The following is a 17880-nucleotide window of genomic DNA, read 5'->3' on the forward strand; positions in this document are numbered from 1 at the left end:
GGCCGCCCATGCTCAGCAAGAAGGTCAAGAACTTCGCCGTACTCGGCGCCATCGCCGCCGTACTGGTGGCGGTCGGCTACTGGAACGTCAGCCCCGAAAGCTTCCTCGACAAGCCGGCCGCACAGGTCGACGAGAGCGCCATCGACTACTACGCGATCAACGCCCACAGCGTGCAGTACACCCCGGAAGGCCAGCTGCAGTACGAAATGACCGCCGACAAGGTCGAGCACATGAAGGCCAGCGAAGTCACCCTGGTGACCACGCCCGACCTGCACCTGTACCGTGGTACCCAGTTCCCGTGGCACGTGCAGAGCAAAACCGCCGAGGTCAACCCGGACGGCACCGAGGTCGAGCTGATCGACGCCGTGCGCGTGGCGCGCACCGACGAAAAGAAGCGTGAAACCATCATCACCACCACCCGCATGACCGTGTTCCCGCAGAAGGAATATGCGCAGACCGAGCAAGCCGTTAGAATCGACGGCGCCGGTGGCACAACTACGGGCAAAGGAATGAAAGCGTATTTGAAAGAAGGCAGGATGGACCTGCTCTCTAACGTAAGAGGACAGTATGAGGCTCGTTAAAACCATCCCCCTTCTGCTCAGCCTGGGCGTTGCACTGGGAAGCGCGAGCGCCTTCGCCCTGCCGAACGACCGTGACCAGCCGATCCGCATCCAGGCGGACAACGCCCACCTGGACGACAAGCAAGGCGTGGCCACCTACACTGGCGACGTGATCATCACCCAGGGCTCGATGATGATCAAAGGCAACACCGTGACCATGACCCGCTCGGCCAACGGCGACATCGACGTGGTCACCTCGGTGGGCAACCTGGCCTACTTCGAGCAGCAGCAGAGCGCCGCCAAGACGGACAAGATGAAAGGCTGGGCCGTGACCATCCAGTACCAGGCGCAAAAAGACCTGGTGGTGCTCACCGACCGCGCCAAGGTGGAGAACGAAGGCAACACCACCGAAGGCGAGAAGATCGTCTACAACACCAAGACTCAAGTCGCCACCGCCGGTCGCGGCGGCAACGTGACTGCACCACGTCAGCGCATCGACATGGTCATTCAACCGAAGAAAAAGGCCGAGTAAATGGCAACCCTCAAAGCCCAGCACCTGGCCAAGAGCTACAAGGGCCGGCAAGTCGTCCGCGATGTCAGCCTGTCCATCGACAGCGGCCAGATCGTCGGCCTGCTCGGCCCCAACGGCGCCGGCAAGACCACTTGCTTCTACATGATCGTCGGCCTGGTCCAGGCCGATCAGGGCCGCGTACTGATCGACAGCCACGACGTCAGCCACCAGCCCATGCACGGCCGTGCCCAGGCCGGCATCGGCTACCTGCCGCAGGAAGCCTCGATCTTCCGCAAGCTGTCGGTGGCCGACAACATCATGGCCATCCTCGAGACCCGCAAGGACCTCGACCGCGAAGGCCGGCGCAAGGAGCTGGAAAGCCTGCTGCAGGAGTTCCACATCAGCCACATCCGCGACAACCTCGGCATGAGCCTGTCCGGCGGTGAACGCCGCCGTGTCGAGATCGCCCGCGCCCTGGCCACCGCCCCCAAGTTCATCCTGCTGGACGAACCTTTTGCCGGCGTCGACCCGATTTCCGTGGGCGACATCAAGCAGATCATCCACCACCTCAAGAACAAGGGCATCGGTGTACTGATCACCGACCACAACGTTCGCGAAACCCTGGATATCTGCGAAACCGCTTACATCGTCAACGACGGCCAGCTGATCGCCGAAGGCGATGCCGAGACCATCCTGGCCAACCAGCTGGTCAAGGAAGTCTACCTGGGTCACGAGTTCCGCCTCTGACCCTGGTCTGCCCGGAGCACTGGCGTACCGAGCCATCGCAGGCTTAAGTGTTACAGTGCTCTAGGCAAACGCTGCATTTTCAGGCATATAACTTGCTTAAAATCGGCGCCCAAGCGCCCTACATGTAGTGGATGGCGCATGCGCGCCGGCGAACAAGGTATTAAGCCCCAGCCATGAAACCATCGCTCGTCCTAAAAATGGGCCAGCAACTGACGATGACCCCGCAGTTGCAACAGGCCATCCGTCTGCTCCAGCTCTCCACCCTGGACCTCCAGCAGGAAATCCAGGAAGCGCTGGAGTCGAACCCGATGCTCGAACGTCAGGAAGACGGCGACGATTTCGACAACAGCGACCCGATGGCGGACAACGCCGAGAACAAGCCGGTCGCCGAAGTCCAGGACACCAGCTTCCAGGAGGCCGCCAGCAACAATAGCGAGCAACTCGAAGACGGCGAGTGGGCCGAACGCATCCCCAACGAACTGCCGGTCGACACTGCCTGGGAAGACATCTACCAGACCAGCGCCAGCAGCCTGCCCAGCAACGATGACGATGAGTGGGACTTCACCACCCGCACCTCGGTAGGCGAAAGCCTGCAAAGCCACCTGCTGTGGCAGCTCAACCTGGCGCCGATGTCCGACACCGACCGCCTGATCGCCGTCACCCTGATCGACAGCATCAACGGCCAGGGCTACCTCGAGGACACCCTCGAAGAAATCTGCGCAGGCTTCGACCCCGAGCTCGACATCGAGCTGGATGAAGTCGAAGCGGTGCTGCACCGCATCCAGCAATTCGAACCGGCCGGCATCGGTGCCCGCTCGCTGGGTGAATGCCTGCTGCTGCAACTGCGCCAGTTGCCGGCCAGCACGCCGTGGATGGCCGAGGCCCAGCGCCTGGTCACCGACTACATCGACCTGCTCGGCAGCCGTGACTACAGCCAGCTGATGCGGCGCATGAAGCTCAAGGAAGACGAACTGCGCCAGGTCATCGAGCTGGTGCAGACGCTCAATCCGCGCCCGGGCTCGCAGATCGAGTCCAGCGAGCCCGAATACGTGGTGCCGGATGTGATCGTGCGCAAGGACAGCGACCGCTGGCTGGTTGAACTCAACCAGGAAGCCATCCCGCGCTTGCGGGTCAACCCGCAGTACGCAGGCTTCGTGCGCCGCGCCGACACCAGCGCCGACAACACTTTCATGCGCAACCAGTTGCAGGAGGCGCGCTGGTTCATCAAGAGCCTGCAAAGCCGCAACGAGACGCTGATGAAGGTGGCCACGCAGATCGTCGAGCACCAGCGCGGCTTCCTCGACCACGGCGACGAGGCGATGAAGCCGTTGGTGCTGCACGACATCGCCGAGGCGGTGGGCATGCACGAGTCGACCATCTCGCGGGTTACCACACAAAAATACATGCACACCCCGCGTGGCATCTACGAACTGAAATACTTTTTCTCCAGCCACGTCAGCACGGCCGAAGGCGGCGAATGCTCGTCCACGGCGATCCGCGCAATCATCAAGAAACTGGTCGCCGCGGAAAACCAAAAAAAGCCATTGAGTGACAGCAAGATCGCTGGTTTACTGGAGGCACAAGGCATCCAGGTAGCCCGTCGCACCGTCGCCAAGTACCGCGAGTCGCTGGGGATTGCCCCGTCAAGCGAGCGCAAGCGACTGATGTAGCCCCGGGATGTGCCACAGCGTTTCAGTGGCAGGTGCAATACCTGCCTCTTTATGCACGGGCAACAAAGGAGAAGCTGTATGCAAGTCAACATCAGTGGCCAGCATGTAGAAGTTACCCAACCACTGCGCGATTACGTGCTCGAGAAGCTCGCCCGCGTGGAAGGGCATTTCGACAAGATCACCAATGCAACGGTGATCATGAAAGTCGAAAAGCTGCAGCAGAAGGTTGAAGCAACACTCCAGATTCCCGGCGGCGAAGTGGTCGCCAACGCCGAACACACCGACATGTATGCCGCGATCGATGCCCTGGCTGACAAGCTCGACCGCCAACTGAAAAAACACAAGGAAAAACAGCAAAGCCTGCTGCAAGGCGCAGCCGCCCGCTGATCCCCTCATCCATGATCCGACTTGAAACCATCCTGACCCCCGGCCGTTCCCTCGTGAACGTGCCGGGTGGCAGTAAAAAGCGCGCCCTGGAAAAGGTCGCCAACCTGATCGCCGAGCAAGTACCCGAGCTGGAGATGCAAGACGTCTTCGACAAGCTCATCGCTCGCGAAAAACTGGGCTCCACCGGCTTTGGCAATGGCATCGCCATCCCCCACTGCCGGCTCGAAGGCTGCACCGCACCGGTAAGTGCGCTGCTGCACCTGGACGCCCCCATCGATTACGACGCCATCGATGGCGCGCCGGTCGACCTGCTGTTCGTCCTGCTGGTCCCGGAAGCAGCCACCGATGCCCACCTTGAACTGCTGCGCCAGATCGCCAGCATGCTCGATCGCAAGGAGGTCCGCGATCGCCTGCGCGCCGCCGACAGCAGCGAGGCCCTGTTCCAGGTTGTCCTGGACGTACAGAACGAGCACTGACCATGCGCCTGATCATCGTCAGCGGCCGCTCCGGCTCCGGCAAGAGCACCGCCCTGGACGTGTTGGAAGACAACGGTTTCTACTGCATCGACAACCTGCCCGCCGGGTTGTTGCCGCAGTTGGCAGAGAACGCGCTGATCAACACCGAGCTGCTGCAACCCAAGGTTGCGGTATCGATCGATGCGCGCAACCTGCCCAGCCACCTGTCACGCTTCCCCGAACTGCTGGAAGAAGCACGCGCCCGGCATATCCAGTGCGACGTGTTGTACCTGGACGCTGACGAAGACACCCTGCTCAAGCGCTTTTCCGAAACCCGCCGCCGCCACCCGCTGACCAACCAGAGCCGCTCGCTGGCCGAGGCCATCCGCGTCGAAAGCGAGCTGCTGGGCCCCATCGCCGACCTTGCCGACCTCAAGATCGACACCACCAGCCTCAACCTCTACCAGTTGCGCGACTCGATCAAGCTGCGCCTGCTGAACCAACCCGAACCCGGCACGGCGTTTCTGATCGAGTCGTTCGGCTTCAAACGTGGCATGCCGGTGGACGCCGACCTGGTGTTCGATGTGCGCTGCCTGCCCAACCCCTACTGGAAGCCGGAACTTCGCGAGCATTCGGGCCTCGAACAGCCGGTGATCGACTACCTGGCCGCCCAGCCCGACGTCGAAGAGATGTTCAACGATATTTCCAGCTACCTGCTCAAGTGGCTGCCGCGCTTTGCTGCCAGCAACCGCGCCTATGTCACCATCGCCATCGGCTGCACCGGCGGCCATCACCGCTCGGTGTACATCACCGAACGGCTCGGCCAGCTGCTCCAACCCGCCCTGAAAAACGTCCAGGTCCGCCACCGCGACCTCTAGCCCACAGGATCCGCCCCACGATGCCCGCCCGCGAAATCACCATCATCAACAAGCTGGGCCTGCACGCCCGCGCGGCCGCCAAGTTCGTAGGCGTAGCCGGGCGCTTCCCCTGCCAGGTGCGGGTCGGCCGCGCACCGGACAAGCTGGTGGACGGCAAGAGCATCATGGCGGTGATGATGCTCGCTGCCGGCAAGGGCACCCCGGTGCACCTGTTCACCGAGGGTGAGCAGGATGGCGAGGCCATGCAGGCGTTGGTCGAGCTGATCGAGAATTTCTTCGACGAAGGCGAGTGAGCCCCCCCCGCTCTGCTGCCTGTACCGGCCTCATCGCCGGCAAGCCGGCTCCTACAGGGGTCGCGCAACCTTCAAGCCAGCGCGGTTCCTGTAGGAGCCGGCTTGCCGGCGATGAGGCCAGTTCAGGCAAGACAGTTACTGCCAACGCCTCGCCAGCACTTACGACATCGCCGTATCCATCACCATCATCAGGCAGAACCCCACGCACAGCCCCAGGCTGGCCAGGCGGTGATGCCCGTTGCTGCGTGACTCGGGGATGATTTCCTGGGTGACCACCAACAACATCGCCCCCGCCGCGCAGGCCAGGCCCAGCGGCAACAGCAGCTCGGCGATGTTCACCAGCCACGCGCAGAGCACCGCCGCCAGCGGCTCCACCAGGCCGGAGGCAGCGCCGATCAGGAACGCCTTGAAGCGCGGCATGCCCGCCCCCGCCAGCACCAGCGCAATCACCAGGCCCTCGGGCACGTCCTGCAGGGCGATGCCCATGGCCAGGCTGTCGGCGTCGGGCATGCCGCCACCGGCAGACACCCCGATGGCCATGCCTTCAGGGATGTTGTGAGCGACGATGGCAATGACGAACAGCCAGATCCGCGCGGCGATCACCGGTTGCTGGGCGGTACCCACCAACGCCTCGGGCGATGCGCCGGACACCTTCAGGTCGATCAGGAACAGGCACAGCGCGCCAAACAGCAAACCGCTGCTGATCAGCCCACCGGCGCCCCAAGGGCTGAAACCGATGGACTGCGCCGCATCCAGCCCAGGGATGATCAGGGAAAACGCGGTGGCCGCCAGCATCACCCCGGCGCCGAAGCCCAGCAGGGTGTCAGCCAGCGCCACTGGCATGTTGCGTATCACCAGCACCGGTACCGCGCCCAACGCCGTGCCCAGGGCACACAAGGCGCCGCCCTCGAGGGCGCGCAGCATGCGCGGCTCGAGGTCGAGCCAGGCGATACCCCGGGCCACCAGCAAGGCGCTGCCGACCAGCAACAGCAAGGTCCCCAGCGCCAGGCGGAACAGGCGCACACTGCTGACAGACATCACGGCCGAGCGCATACCGGTCGGCTCACTTCAAAGCTTCAAGGTAGCGACGTTGCACTTCGGCCCAGTCAACCACGTTGTAGAAGGCGCCAATGTATTCCGGGCGACGGTTCTGGTACTTGAGGTAGTAGGCGTGCTCCCACACGTCCAGGCCGAGGATCGGCGTGTTGCCGTGCATCAGCGGGCTGTCCTGGTTGCCGCTGCTTTCGACCACCAGGGTTTTCTGCGGGGTGACGCTGAGCCAGGCCCAGCCGCTGCCGAAGCGGGTCAGTGCGGCCTTGGTGAAGGCCTCCTTGAACGCCTCGAAACCACCCAGTTGCGCGTCGATGGCCTTGGCCACCTCACCCTGCGGCTGGCCGCCGCCCTTGGGCGACATGATGGTCCAGAACAGGCTGTGGTTGGCGTGGCCGCCGCCGTGGTTGGTCACCGCGCCACGCAGGTTCTCGGGCAGCGTCTTCACCGCCCCCACCAGTTTTTCCACCGGCCAGTCGGCCCATTCGGTGCCCTCGATGGCCGCGTTCAGGCCATTGACGTAGGTCTGGTGGTGCTTGGTGTGGTGAATCTCCATGGTCGCGGTATCGATGTGCGGCTCCAGGGCCTCGTAGGCGTAGGGCAGTGCAGGCAAGGTATGGGGCATGTCAGTGGATTCCGTAGGCTGGGGTGCGGTCGTTGTTGTCCGTCTGAGCGACCAGTTCACTGGCAGCGGGCGCCTGGCGGTTGAGCAGGCGCGCGGTGCGCGGGTACTGGCCGTACTCAGCGATGAAATTCAGCAGTTCGGTATAGGTGCGCGAGCTGTGCCGCAGCGCGGCATCGCGCAACGCCTGGGCCAGCCGCGCCTCGCCGGCTGCCTGCAGCAGGCGCTCATGCGCCGCGCACAGGTAGTCGGCGCTTTCGTGGGGCTGGTTCAGGCGCAGGTGCAGGTCGGCCAGGTTGTGGTGAGCGATGACCAGTGCGGCCACCGCTTCGTCAACGTCATGCCAGCGCTCGAACAGCACCTGGGCCAGGGCCAGCGCTTGCAGGTAGTGTTCCCGGGCATCGACCAGCTCGCCCTGCTCGAACAGGCGGTTGGCGTTTTGCGTGGTGCGTCTGAAGTGCTGCATGACGTGCCTCCTGGGCGGCCTCGGCTCAGATGCCGCCGGCGGTGAGTTTTTCCGGGTCGAGCAGGGCTTCGAGCTGGTCGCGGGACAGGTCGGTGTGCTCCAGCGCCACGTCGATGATCGGCCGGCCCTGCTTGTAGGCGGTCTTGGCGATTTCGGCGGCCTTCAGGTAGCCGATGATCGGGTTCAGCGCGGTGACCAGGATCGGGTTGCGCGACAGCGCTTCCTTGAGCTTGCCCTCGTTGACCTTGAACGTGGCGATGGCCTTGTCGGCCAGCAGGCGGCTGACGTTGGCCATCAGCTCGATGCTCTCCAGCAGGTTGCGGGCGATGACCGGCAGCATCACGTTCAGCTCGAAGTTGCCCGACTGGCCGGCCACGGCGATGGTGGCGTCGTTGCCGATCACTTGCGCAGCCACCATGGCAGTGGCTTCCGGGATCACCGGGTTGACCTTGCCTGGCATGATCGAGGAGCCTGGCTGCAGGCCCTGCAGCTCGATCTCGCCCAGGCCTGCCAGGGGGCCGGAGTTCATCCAGCGCAGGTCGTTGGCGATTTTCATCAGCGCCACGGCTGCGGTCTTGAGCTGACCAGACAGCGCCACGGCGGTGTCCTGGGAGCCGATCAGGGCGAACAGGTTCTCACCTTGAGTGAACTCGACCTGGGTCAGGCCGCTGAGCTGGCGGGCAAAGCCGGCCGCGAACTGCGGGTGGGCGTTGATGCCGGTACCCACCGCAGTGCCGCCCTGGGCCAGGGCTTGCAGCGCCGGCAGGGTGGCTTCGATGTGCGCCTGGGCGCCCTTGATCTGGGCCGACCAGCCACCGAGCACCTGGCTCATGCGCACCGGCATGGCGTCCATCAGGTGGGTTCGGCCGGTCTTGACGTGCTTGTGCACCTCGACCGCCTTGGCATCGATCACCTGGGTGAGGTGGCGCAGGGCCGGCAGCAGTTGCTCGTGCAAGGCCAGGGCAGCGCTGACGTGGATGGTGGTGGGGATGATGTCGTTGCTGCTCTGGCCACAGTTGACGTGGTCGTTGGCATTGACCGGCTCACCCAGCACGCGGCTGGCCAGGGTGGCGATCACCTCGTTGGCGTTCATGTTCGAACTGGTACCGGAGCCGGTCTGGAACACATCCACCGGGAAGTGCTGGATGAAGTCTTCGGCCAGCAGCTGCTCCACCGCCTTGACGATCGCCCCGCCCTGCCCTGCGCTCAATTGCGAAAGCTCGACGTTGGCCTTGGCCGCCGCGGCCTTGGCCAGCAGCAGTGCGCGAATGAACTGGGCCGGCATCGGCTTGCCGCTGACCGGGAAGTTGTCGACCGCGCGCTGGGTCTGGGCACCGTACAGGGCCTGGGCCGGCACCTGCAGTTCGCCCATGCTGTCACGCTCGATACGGGTATCACTCATCTTCGAATCCTTGCATCAGTTCATCGGGAGAAATCGACGGCAGCAGCACGCAGTTGGCGAGCTGCATGGCATAGGGTTGCCAGCGCAGGTTCTGTTCACGGCGGTCGAGGTTGCGCAGGTCGAGCAGCGGGCGCCAGGCCTGGTCCAGGCACAGGCAGCGCCAGTGCCAGGGCAACATGCGGTCGCAGGCGGTATCCAGCAGCAGGCGGAATGAGGTCAGGGCCACCGTCCATGGCGAGGTTTCGGTGCAGCACACCAGGTAGCGGCCTTCGGCCAGGTAGTGCTCGATCAGGCGCGGCTCGTCAGGTTCTAGGGCGCAACGGATGCGCCGGCTGAGCCAGCGCCAGTTTTCCAGGTAGGGCAGTTCGTGGAGGACGGATTTCATGAACGTCATTGGCCGGGTTACTGGATAATGATATTCATTATTAAGTGATAAATAGAATCACTTCAAGTGTTCGGCGACAAACAAAAAAACCGGCGCGATGGCCGGGTCGGGATATTGGGGTTGCAGGTCTGGCCCTATCGCCGGCAAGCCGGCTCCTGCAATGACCTCTGCAGGAGCCGGCTTGCCGGCGATAGGGCCCCAAACATCAGCTACCCGCAACCGTCATGCGCTCGATCAGCACCGAGCCACTGTGGATATTGCTGCGCGTCTCGATATCGCTGCCAATGGCGACGATCTGCTGGAACATGTCCTTCATATTGCCGGCAATGGTCACTTCCTGCACCGCGTGCTGGATTTCACCATTCTCGACCCAGAAGCCCGCCGCACCGCGCGAATAATCGCCGGTCACCATGTTCAGCCCGTGGCCCATCAGCTCGGTCACCAGCAGGCCGCGGCCCATGCGCCGGATCAGCGCCGCCTGGTCTTCCACGCCATGGGTGACGAACAGGTTGTGCACACCACCGGCGTTGGCCGTGCTCGGCAGCTTCAGTTTGCGCCCGGAATAGGTGCCGAGGATGTACGACACCAGCTCACCCTTGTCGACGAACGGCTTGGCGTAGGTGGCCAGGCCATCGCCGTCGAACGCCGCGCTGCCCAGCGCGCGCGGGATGTGCGGGCGCTCGTCGAGGGTCAACCAGCTGGGGAACAGGCGCTGGCCGAGGCTGCCTTCAAGGAACGACGACTTGCGGTACAGGTTGCCGCCGGAGATCGCCCCCAGGAAGCTGCCGAACAAACCACCGGCCAACTCGGCGCTGAACAGCACCGGCACCTCGCAGGTTGGCACCGGGCGGGCGCCCAGGCGGCTGGCAGCACGTTGCGCGGCGCGCTGGCCGATGCTGCGCGGGTCGGCCAGCAGCTCGCCCTGGCGGTTGACGTCATACCAGTAGTCGCGCTGCATCTGCCCGTCGCCCTCGGCGATCATCACGCAACTCAGGCTGTGGCGGGTGGAGGCGTAGCCGCCGATGAAACCGTGGCTGTTACCATATACCCGCACGCCCTGGTGGGTGTTGAGGCTAGTGCCATCGGCATTGAGGATGCGCTTGTCGGCGTCGAACGCCGCCGCCTCGCAGGCCAGCGCCATTTCGATGGCCTTCTCCGGCTCGATGTCCCAGTCGTGGTACAGGTCCAGGTCGGGGAATTCGCGGGCCATCAGCGCCGCGTCGGCCAGGCCCGAGCACTCGTCTTCGGAGGTGTGCTTGGCAATGGCCAGCGCCGCCGCGACGGTTTCGCGGATGGCCTCAGGGCCGCTGGCCGAGGTGCTGGCCGAGCCCTTGCGCTGGCCAACGTAGAGGGTGATGCCAAAACCCTGGTCGCGGTTGAACTCGACGGTCTCGACTTCGCGCTGGCGCACCGTGGTGGACAGGCCCTGCTCCAGCGACACCGCCACTTCGCAGGCACTGGCCCCCTGGCGGCGCGCCTCGGCGACGATCGCTTCGACCTGCTCCTGCAACACCGGCAGGTCCTTGGGGCCTACGCTCTGGACTGCACTCATGGTTCTCTCCACTGAAAATTCTGCGTACGGCTTGGGTCATTCTACGACCGGGCCGGACAAGCGGCCCCCGACTGGTTATCATGGCGGCGATTTCCTGCGAGCTGCCCCCATGGTTGATTCTTACGACGACGCCTTCGATGGCGAAAAAAGCAAAACCCAGATCAAGCGCGAGCTGCATGCGCTGGTCGAACTCGGCGAACGCCTGACCACGCTCAAGGCCGAAACCCTGGCTCGCCTGCCGCTCACCGACGAGCTGCGCAAGGCGCTGGAAGAAGCCAGCAAGCACACGGCCCATGGCGCCCGCAAACGCCACATGTCGTTTGTCGGCAAGCTGATGCGCGTGCAAGACCTGGACGGCATTCATGCCGTGCTCGAGCAGGTCGACAGCTCGACCCGCCAGTACAACGAACGCTTCCACGGCTTGGAGCGCTGGCGCGACCGCTTGATCGACGGTAACGACGAGGACCTCGAACGCTTCGTCAACGAGTACCCCGACACCGACCGCCAGCACCTGCGCTCGCTGATCCGTCATGCCCAGCACGAAAAGGCGCGCAACAAACCGCCTGCCGCCGCGCGCAAGGTGTTCAAGTACATCCGCGACCTCGACGAAACCCAGCGCGGGTTGCGTTAAGGCCATCGCGGGGCAAGCCCGCTCCCACGCAGCCGTTGCAGGCATAGGTGGGAGCGGGCTTGCCCCGCGATCGTTGATCAAGCGCCGGTACCGCCGACGGTAATGGCATCCAGCTTCAAGGTCGGCTGGCCAACCCCCACCGGTACCGACTGCCCATCCTTGCCGCAGGTGCCCACACCGCTGTCCAGCGCCAGGTCGTTGCCGACCATCGACACCCGGCTCATCGCCTCCGGCCCATTGCCGATCAGCGTGGCGCCCTTGACTGGCGCGGTGATCTTGCCGTCCTCGATCAGGTAGGCCTCACTGGTGGAGAACACGAACTTGCCGCTGGTGATGTCCACCTGGCCGCCGCCCAGATTCGCGCAGTAGATGCCCTTCTTCACCGAGGCGATGATCTCTTGCGGGTCGCTGTCGCCGGCGCGCATGTAGGTGTTGGTCATACGCGGCATCGGCAGGTGCGCGTAGGATTCACGCCGACCGTTGCCGGTCACGGCCATGCCCATCAGCCGCGCGTTGAGCTTGTCCTGCATGTAGCCCTTGAGAATGCCGTTCTCGATCAACGTGGTGCACTCGGTGGGCGTGCCCTCGTCATCGACGCTGAGCGAACCGCGGCGGCCTTCGAGGGTGCCGTCATCGACGATGGTGCACAACTTCGAGGCCACCTGCTCGCCGATGCGGCCGCTGAAGGCCGAGCTGCCCTTGCGGTTGAAGTCGCCTTCAAGGCCATGGCCGACCGCCTCGTGCAGCAGCACCCCGGACCAACCCGAACCGAGCACCACCGGCAGCGTGCCGGCCGGCGCCGGAATCGCTTCGAGGTTGACCAGTGCCTGGCGCAGCGCCTCGCGGGCATAGCCCATCACCCGCTCTTCGGTGAAATAGCGGTAGTCGGTACGCCCGCCCCCACCCTGCCCACCGCGCTCGCGGCGGCCGTTCTGCTCGACGATCACACTCACGTTGAAACGCACCAGCGGACGCACATCGGCGGCCAGGCTGCCGTCGGCGGCCGCCACCAGAATGCGCTCCCAAACCCCGGCCATGCTCACGCTGACCTGCTGAATGCGCGGGTCGAGGGCACGGGTGGCGGCGTCGACGCGCTTGAGCAGCTCGACTTTTTCGGCGCGGGTCAGCACGTCCAGCGGGTTGTCCTGGCCATACAGCGCGGTCACTTCCTGGCTGCGGAAGGCCTGCACCTTGCCGTTCTGCCCGGCACGGGAGATCGAACGGGCAGCGCGCGCCGCCGAGGTCAGGGCCTCGAGGTTGATCGCGTTGCTGTAGGCGAAGCCGGTCTTCTCACCGGACTGGGCACGCACGCCCACGCCCTGGTCGAGGTTGAAACTGCCTTCCTTGACGATGCCGTCCTCCAGCGCCCAGGTTTCCGAAACCTGGCCCTGGAAGTACAGGTCGGCAGCGTCGATACCGGGGCCGGCCAGCTCGCCCAGCACAGCCTGCAGGCTTTCCAGCCCCAGGCCGCCGGGGGCCAGAAGCTGCTCGCTGACGGTGGTTAACATCTGGCTCATAGTCACTCCGAGGTCTGAGCAGGCCGCAAGGCGTCCTGCGAGAAAAAGCGCCGGTGGCTCAGCACCGGCATGCGCGCCCGGATGGACGCCTGTTCTTCAGGGTCGCGGGTGGCCAGCAGTACCGCCTCGCCGCGCGCCTGTTGTGCAACGATCCGCCCCCATGGGTCGATGATCGCTGCCTGCCCGTGGGTTTCCCGTGGGCCTGGGTGCAGGCCGCCCTGGGCGGCCGCCAGCAGGTAACATTGTGTCTCGATGGCCCGCGCACGAATCAGCACTTCCCAGTGCGCGGCCCCGGTCACTGCGGTGAACGCCGCAGGTGCCGTGATCAGCTCGGCCCCGGCGGCGCGCAAGGCGCTGTACAGCTCGGGGAAGCGCAGGTCGTAGCACACCGTCAGGCCCACGCGCCCGACCGGGGTGTCGGCCACCACCACCTGGCCGCCATGGGCGTAGTCGTCCGATTCACGGTAGCGGCCACGGTTGTCGGCCACGTCCACATCGAACAGGTGCAGCTTGTCGTAACGGGCGGCGATTTCGCCGTGCTCGTCGATCAGCAGCGAGCAGGCATGGGCCTTGGCATCGGGCTGGCCGACCGGCGGCAACGGCAAGGTGCCGGCCACTATCCATAACTTGAGGTCGCGGGCAGTGCGTTTCAACCACGGCAGGATCGGCCCTTCGCCCAGCGCCTCGGCGCGGCCAATGGCAGCGGCATCACGCCGGCCCATGGCGGCGAAGTTCTCCGGCAGCACCGCCAGCCGCGCACCGCCCGCGGCAGCCTGCTCAAGCAGGGCGCCTGCGCGTTGCAGGTTGGCCAGCACATCGTCCTGGCTGACCATCTGGATCACTGCTGCCTTCATCGCCACCCCTTATTTGTCGAACGGTTTCACAAAGGTGATCTTAGGCTCTTTGACCGGCCCTTCGACCCGATAGTGCACGCTGGCAAAGCGCGACACGCGGTCGCCGATCAGGCGGTCGACCAAAAACAATGCCCCGCCCACCGCCGGCGCACCGACGATCAGCGCCGCCAGAGGCAGGTTGTTGGTCACTGGCAGGCTCACCTGCAGGTTGGCGTCGATGCGGTCGCGCACGAAGTCCAGGGTACCGTCCAGTTCGAAGTTGCTCGATGGCCCGGTGACGCTGATCGGCTCGCGGGTCACGTACACCCCTTCGCTGGCCACCAGCAGGCCCTTGACCCGGTCGTAGGCCAGGCCCTTGCTGAACAGGTCGCTGAAGTCCAGGCGCAGGCGCCGGCCAATGGAGTTGAAGTTGAGCAGGCCGAATACCCGCAGGGCCTGGGCGCTGCCCTCCACTTCGACGAACTGGCCAGAGCGCAGTGCGGCATCCAGACTGCCGGAAAAACGGTTCAGGCTGACCCAGGCCGGCGAACCCGGCCAGCGACCGTCCACGTCCATGCGGAAATCCCGGCTGGTGACGGTGGGGGCAAAGCCCCAGGCCTTGAGCACGTCGCCCAGGTTCTTGCCGTCCACCCGGCCCTTGTACCAGCTCGAGGTACTGCCCGGCAGGCCTTCCCAGCCGCCGCTGCCGTCGATGCGCAGGCCCTTGAGGTCCAGGTCGATGTCGTCCATTGCCAGGCCACGTGCATTCTGGCGCAACTTCAGCGAGGCGCTGCCGAACAGGTCGTCGCCGCGGTACAGCTTGTCGATGCTCAGGTCCAGCGGCGGCACCTTGCGCGGGTCGAAGCCGGCCAGCGGGTCGGGGGCATTGTCGTCCTGCGGTTGCGCGGGGTCGGCCGCTGGCAGGCGCAAGGTCTGCAGGCGGATCGCCATCGGCGCGCCCTTGGCATCGGGGATACGCGCGTTGCCAATCACCTCTTTGCTGTCCAGGCGCAGGTCCCAGGCCGGGCCGCCGCGCGCCAGGCGCACCACCGCCTGGTTAAGGTCGATGCCGAAGGCCTTGAGCTGGCCGATGCTCAGGTCGACGCTTTGCAGGTTCTGCCGGGCGCTGCCGCCGGGGTCGTTGCCGGCCAGGCGCGCTGCCTGCTCCTGCCAGGGTGCCAGGTCCAGGGCATCGAGGCGCCCGCGCACGCGCAGGCCCTGGCCGCTGGGCGGCACCGCAGGATCAGTGCCCAGCACCAGCTCGCCACGGCCCTGGCCGAGCTTTTCGGCAGGTGCTGCGTAAGCGAAACGGGCAAGGTCGGCGTAGGCGGCGTCGATTCGTCGCTCGGCGCCTTGCAGGGTGAGGCTGAAACGGCTGTCGCGGGTGTCCGCCGCCGCCTTGCCGAATGGCGCCGGCAGGTCGATGGCCACGCCCTTGAGCGATGAATTGACGGTGAGCCGGTTATCCTGCCCGCCCAGGGTCACCTGCAACTGATACGGGATGTCGCCGGACACTGGTAGCGCCTGCTGTACCTGCATCCAATCGGTGAGCGCCTTGACCCCAACCTGGCCGGTGGCGTTGATGCGGGTCTGGATCTGCCCCTTGCCTTCGGCGGCTATCTGCGCGCTGACCGACTTGCCGAACGCCTGCAGGGTGACCGCCTTGGCGCTCAAGCCCTTGTCGAGGTCGAAGCTGAAATCACCCTTGAGCTGGCTGAGTTCCAGGGCTGGCGGGGCGATCTTGAGCGTGGCGCCTTGTGTGGCGAAGTCCACCAGCACCTTCGGGCGCTGGCCGCGCTCCAGCGGCACGTCCAGCTTGACCTTGCCGTTCAGCGGGCCTTCACCCTCCCAACCGGCGAAGATCTCGCCAGTGCCGATGGGGGTTTCCTTGAGAATCTTCAGGCCGTCGCCAAGGCTGCCGTCGAAATCGGCATCCAGGTACAGGTGGCTGTGCTCGCCGGCCTCGACATGGGGGATGTCGACCTTCACGTTGCTGACCTTGGTGTCGAGCAACTGGCCGCGGCTGGCCTTGATGCGCACGCCGGTATCTTCGATGAACACCTCGCCGTCCACCTGCTGCACCTGTGGCCAGCCGGGCTGGAAGTCCAGGGCGGCGTCATGCACCTTGAAATACAGGCTGATGTCGCGGGCGTGGGGCGGCGCGCCGTGGTTGAGCGAGCCCTGGTACTGGAAGTAGCCCTGGTCGACGTTGCCCTTGACGATGGCGCTGCGCAGCCACTCGTCCAGCGCCGGGCTGAGCACCTCGGGCAGGTACTTGGCGGTGTAGCGGCCATCGCCTTCGGTCATGCCGACGCGCAGGTCCATGTAGTCCTCGTGGCCAGGCTCCAGGTGCAGACGGATCAGGAAGTCCGCAGCAACCTTGCCTTCCTCGCCCAGCACCTTGATGTACGGCGCCACCAGGGTGAATACCTGCTGGTCCAAGGTCCAGGTGAGGCGGGCGTTGGCCTTCTGGTAGTGCCAGGGTTTGGCGAAGATCGGGTACAGATGCAGCATGAAGTCGTTGGTATCGAGGCGCAGTTCGCCCTTGCCGAGGTCGCCGCTGATGGCGCCGCTGACATTCCCTGCCGCCGGTGCGCCGTGGTAGGCATCGAAGCCGACCTTGTCCAGGTTGGCGGCAAACTGCACACGCTGGTCGCCCTCGGCCTTGGGCCGCAGCTCGGCCCGCACGTTGCGCAGGGTGCCGGTGACCTTGAGCGCATCGACCACGGTCATCAGCTTGTCCGGCAAGGGCGCCAAGGCATCGATCAGCGGGGTCAGCGGAGTCAGCTCGAGGCGGTCAGCCTGGATCAGCCAGGATTCCTCGGCAGGCGTGTCGCCAGCACGCTGGGCCAGTTGCAGGTGCGACTCCCAGCGGGCCTTGCCCAAGGTTGCCGCCAGCGAGTCCAGCGTCACATCGAAGCCATCGCCACGGCGCTGGAACCAGGCATTGAGCGCCAGATCGTCGACGGTCACCGCCTTGCGCCCGGTATAGGCGCCCTTGAGCTGCGGGGCGTTCAGGCGTACCACCGCCTGCTGCAGTTGGCCCTTGCGCCAGTCGACCCAGAACTCGCCGCCGGCGCGCAGCGTGCCGGCCTGCCACTGGCCCAGCAGGCGCGGCGGCAGCCAGCGCGCCCAGTCGCTTTGCGGCAGGCTCAGGTAGGCTTGCAGGCTGGTGTCACGCCAGTTTTTCGCGCTGGCACGGCTGCGCAGGCTGACCGCCAGGGGCTGGCCATCGGGCAGCGTGGCGCGCAGGTCGAGGCTCTGGCGCGCAGCGCCAGCCTGCAGGCCGAGGCTGACGTAGGTCAGGGTCAGTGGCTCGCGCTGCCAGGGCTGCAAGGTGACCTGGCTGTCAAACAGGTCGATGCGCCCCAACTGGCGCAGGCGCTTGAGCGCCTCGCTCGGCTCCAGCGGGCTGTCATCCTTGTGCGGCAGGCCTTCCAGCGCCCAGGCGCCGTGCTCGTCTTCACGCAGGATCAGTTGCAGGCCACCCAGCTGGATGCGCGCCAGGCGCACCTCGCGGGCCTTGAGGCTGGCCCACAGGTCGGGTACCAGTTTCACGTCGTCCAGGCGCAAGGCATCGCTGCCCTCGCCCAACTGCAAATCACGCACCCGCAACACCGGGGCCAGGCCGCTCCAGCGGCCTTCCAGGGCACCGACGTGCACGGGCAGGCCCAAGGCCTGTTCGGCCTTGAGCTCGACGTCTGCACGGTATTCGGCGACCAGCGGTACCAGTTGCCGACCGACGCTGACGTACAGCGCCACCAGCACCGCAAGCAGGGCACAGAATGCCAGCCCCCAGCGGGTCAAGGCGCCCAGAACGCGGGTCAGACGTTCCATGCCCATGGCCCTCCGAGTCGTCCCTTAACTATGGCCGGTGAATAGCGCTTTGCCAGCCCTTCCCTGGGGCGACCGCGTTCAGCG

General features: G+C 65.3%; 18 protein-coding genes. 9 read left to right on the top strand and 9 right to left on the bottom strand.

Annotated features, from left to right (window positions below; all coding sequences use genetic code 11):
• Positions 1 to 8 precede the first annotated feature (8 nt).
• The 8 genes from lptC (at position 9) to KSS94_RS21960 (ending at position 5501) form a co-directional block, all read left to right on the top strand.
• On the top strand, positions 9 to 581 hold the full coding sequence (gene lptC / locus KSS94_RS21925; RefSeq protein WP_217840151.1) for an LPS export ABC transporter periplasmic protein LptC: 573 nt from the start codon (positions 9 to 11) through the stop codon (positions 579 to 581).
• Positions 568 to 1092: a lipopolysaccharide transport periplasmic protein LptA gene (gene lptA / locus KSS94_RS21930; RefSeq protein ID WP_217840152.1), complete on the top strand. Its 525-nt coding sequence runs from the start codon at positions 568 to 570 to the stop codon at positions 1090 to 1092. The genes lptC and lptA overlap by 14 nt, the downstream gene beginning before the upstream one ends.
• Positions 1093 to 1818 carry an LPS export ABC transporter ATP-binding protein gene (gene lptB / locus KSS94_RS21935; RefSeq protein WP_217840153.1) on the top strand — a complete coding sequence of 242 codons (726 nt, stop codon included), beginning with the start codon at positions 1093 to 1095 and terminating at the stop codon, positions 1816 to 1818.
• Between the two features lie 173 nt (positions 1819 to 1991).
• Positions 1992 to 3488 carry an RNA polymerase factor sigma-54 gene (locus KSS94_RS21940; protein ID WP_217840154.1) on the top strand — a complete coding sequence of 499 codons (1497 nt, stop codon included), beginning with the start codon at positions 1992 to 1994 and terminating at the stop codon, positions 3486 to 3488.
• Between the two features lie 78 nt (positions 3489 to 3566).
• On the top strand, positions 3567 to 3875 hold the full coding sequence (hpf, locus tag KSS94_RS21945) for a ribosome hibernation-promoting factor, HPF/YfiA family (protein ID WP_217840155.1): 309 nt from the start codon (positions 3567 to 3569) through the stop codon (positions 3873 to 3875).
• 11 nt (positions 3876 to 3886) lie between these two features.
• Positions 3887 to 4351: a PTS IIA-like nitrogen regulatory protein PtsN gene (gene ptsN / locus KSS94_RS21950; protein WP_217840156.1), complete on the top strand. Its 465-nt coding sequence runs from the start codon at positions 3887 to 3889 to the stop codon at positions 4349 to 4351.
• 2 nt (positions 4352 to 4353) lie between these two features.
• Positions 4354 to 5208 (top strand): RNase adapter RapZ, encoded by an 855-nt coding sequence (gene rapZ, locus KSS94_RS21955; protein ID WP_217840157.1) that lies wholly within the window; start codon positions 4354 to 4356, stop codon positions 5206 to 5208.
• A gap of 20 nt (positions 5209 to 5228) precedes the next feature.
• Positions 5229 to 5501: an HPr family phosphocarrier protein gene (locus KSS94_RS21960; RefSeq protein WP_217840158.1), complete on the top strand. Its 273-nt coding sequence runs from the start codon at positions 5229 to 5231 to the stop codon at positions 5499 to 5501.
• A 159-nt stretch (positions 5502 to 5660) separates the two neighbouring features.
• Here KSS94_RS21960 and KSS94_RS21965 read toward each other — a convergent pair whose 3' ends face one another.
• From KSS94_RS21965 to pmbA, 6 genes are all read right to left on the bottom strand, one after another.
• Positions 5661 to 6554: a ZIP family metal transporter gene (locus KSS94_RS21965; protein ID WP_217840159.1), complete on the bottom strand. Its 894-nt coding sequence runs from the start codon at positions 6552 to 6554 to the stop codon at positions 5661 to 5663.
• A gap of 10 nt (positions 6555 to 6564) precedes the next feature.
• The gene (locus KSS94_RS21970; RefSeq protein WP_217840160.1) at positions 6565 to 7176 is read right to left on the bottom strand and encodes a superoxide dismutase; all 612 of its coding nucleotides are present in this window, start codon (positions 7174 to 7176) and stop codon (positions 6565 to 6567) included.
• A 1-nt stretch (position 7177) separates the two neighbouring features.
• Positions 7178 to 7639: a DUF2753 family protein gene (locus tag KSS94_RS21975; protein WP_217840161.1), complete on the bottom strand. Its 462-nt coding sequence runs from the start codon at positions 7637 to 7639 to the stop codon at positions 7178 to 7180.
• Positions 7640 to 7664: 25 nt separating this feature from the next.
• Positions 7665 to 9041 (bottom strand): class II fumarate hydratase, encoded by a 1377-nt coding sequence (locus KSS94_RS21980; protein ID WP_217840162.1) that lies wholly within the window; start codon positions 9039 to 9041, stop codon positions 7665 to 7667.
• Positions 9034 to 9435 carry a FagA protein gene (locus KSS94_RS21985; protein ID WP_217840163.1) on the bottom strand — a complete coding sequence of 134 codons (402 nt, stop codon included), beginning with the start codon at positions 9433 to 9435 and terminating at the stop codon, positions 9034 to 9036. The genes KSS94_RS21980 and KSS94_RS21985 overlap by 8 nt, the downstream gene beginning before the upstream one ends.
• Before the next feature lie 196 nt (positions 9436 to 9631).
• Entirely contained in the window at positions 9632 to 10978 is a 1347-nt protein-coding gene (gene pmbA / locus KSS94_RS21990) for a metalloprotease PmbA (protein ID WP_217840164.1), read from the bottom strand.
• A 109-nt stretch (positions 10979 to 11087) separates the two neighbouring features.
• Between pmbA and yjgA the strand changes: the two genes are divergently transcribed.
• Positions 11088 to 11609 carry a ribosome biogenesis factor YjgA gene (gene yjgA / locus KSS94_RS21995; protein WP_217840165.1) on the top strand — a complete coding sequence of 174 codons (522 nt, stop codon included), beginning with the start codon at positions 11088 to 11090 and terminating at the stop codon, positions 11607 to 11609.
• A 77-nt stretch (positions 11610 to 11686) separates the two neighbouring features.
• Here yjgA and tldD read toward each other — a convergent pair whose 3' ends face one another.
• From tldD to KSS94_RS22010, 3 genes are read right to left on the bottom strand one after another with little or no spacing between them, the layout of a single operon-like run.
• Positions 11687 to 13126, bottom strand: coding sequence for a metalloprotease TldD (gene tldD, locus KSS94_RS22000; protein WP_217840166.1), 1440 nt, complete (start codon positions 13124 to 13126; stop codon positions 11687 to 11689).
• Between the two features lie 2 nt (positions 13127 to 13128).
• Complete coding sequence (locus KSS94_RS22005) at positions 13129 to 13980, bottom strand: carbon-nitrogen hydrolase family protein (protein WP_217840167.1); 852 nt, start codon at positions 13978 to 13980, stop codon at positions 13129 to 13131.
• 9 nt (positions 13981 to 13989) lie between these two features.
• Positions 13990 to 17802: a YhdP family protein gene (locus KSS94_RS22010; RefSeq protein ID WP_217840168.1), complete on the bottom strand. Its 3813-nt coding sequence runs from the start codon at positions 17800 to 17802 to the stop codon at positions 13990 to 13992.
• Positions 17803 to 17880 lie beyond the last annotated feature (78 nt).

The organism is Pseudomonas fakonensis, from assembly GCF_019139895.1.
In the GTDB taxonomy this organism is placed as follows: domain Bacteria; phylum Pseudomonadota; class Gammaproteobacteria; order Pseudomonadales; family Pseudomonadaceae; genus Aquipseudomonas; species Aquipseudomonas fakonensis.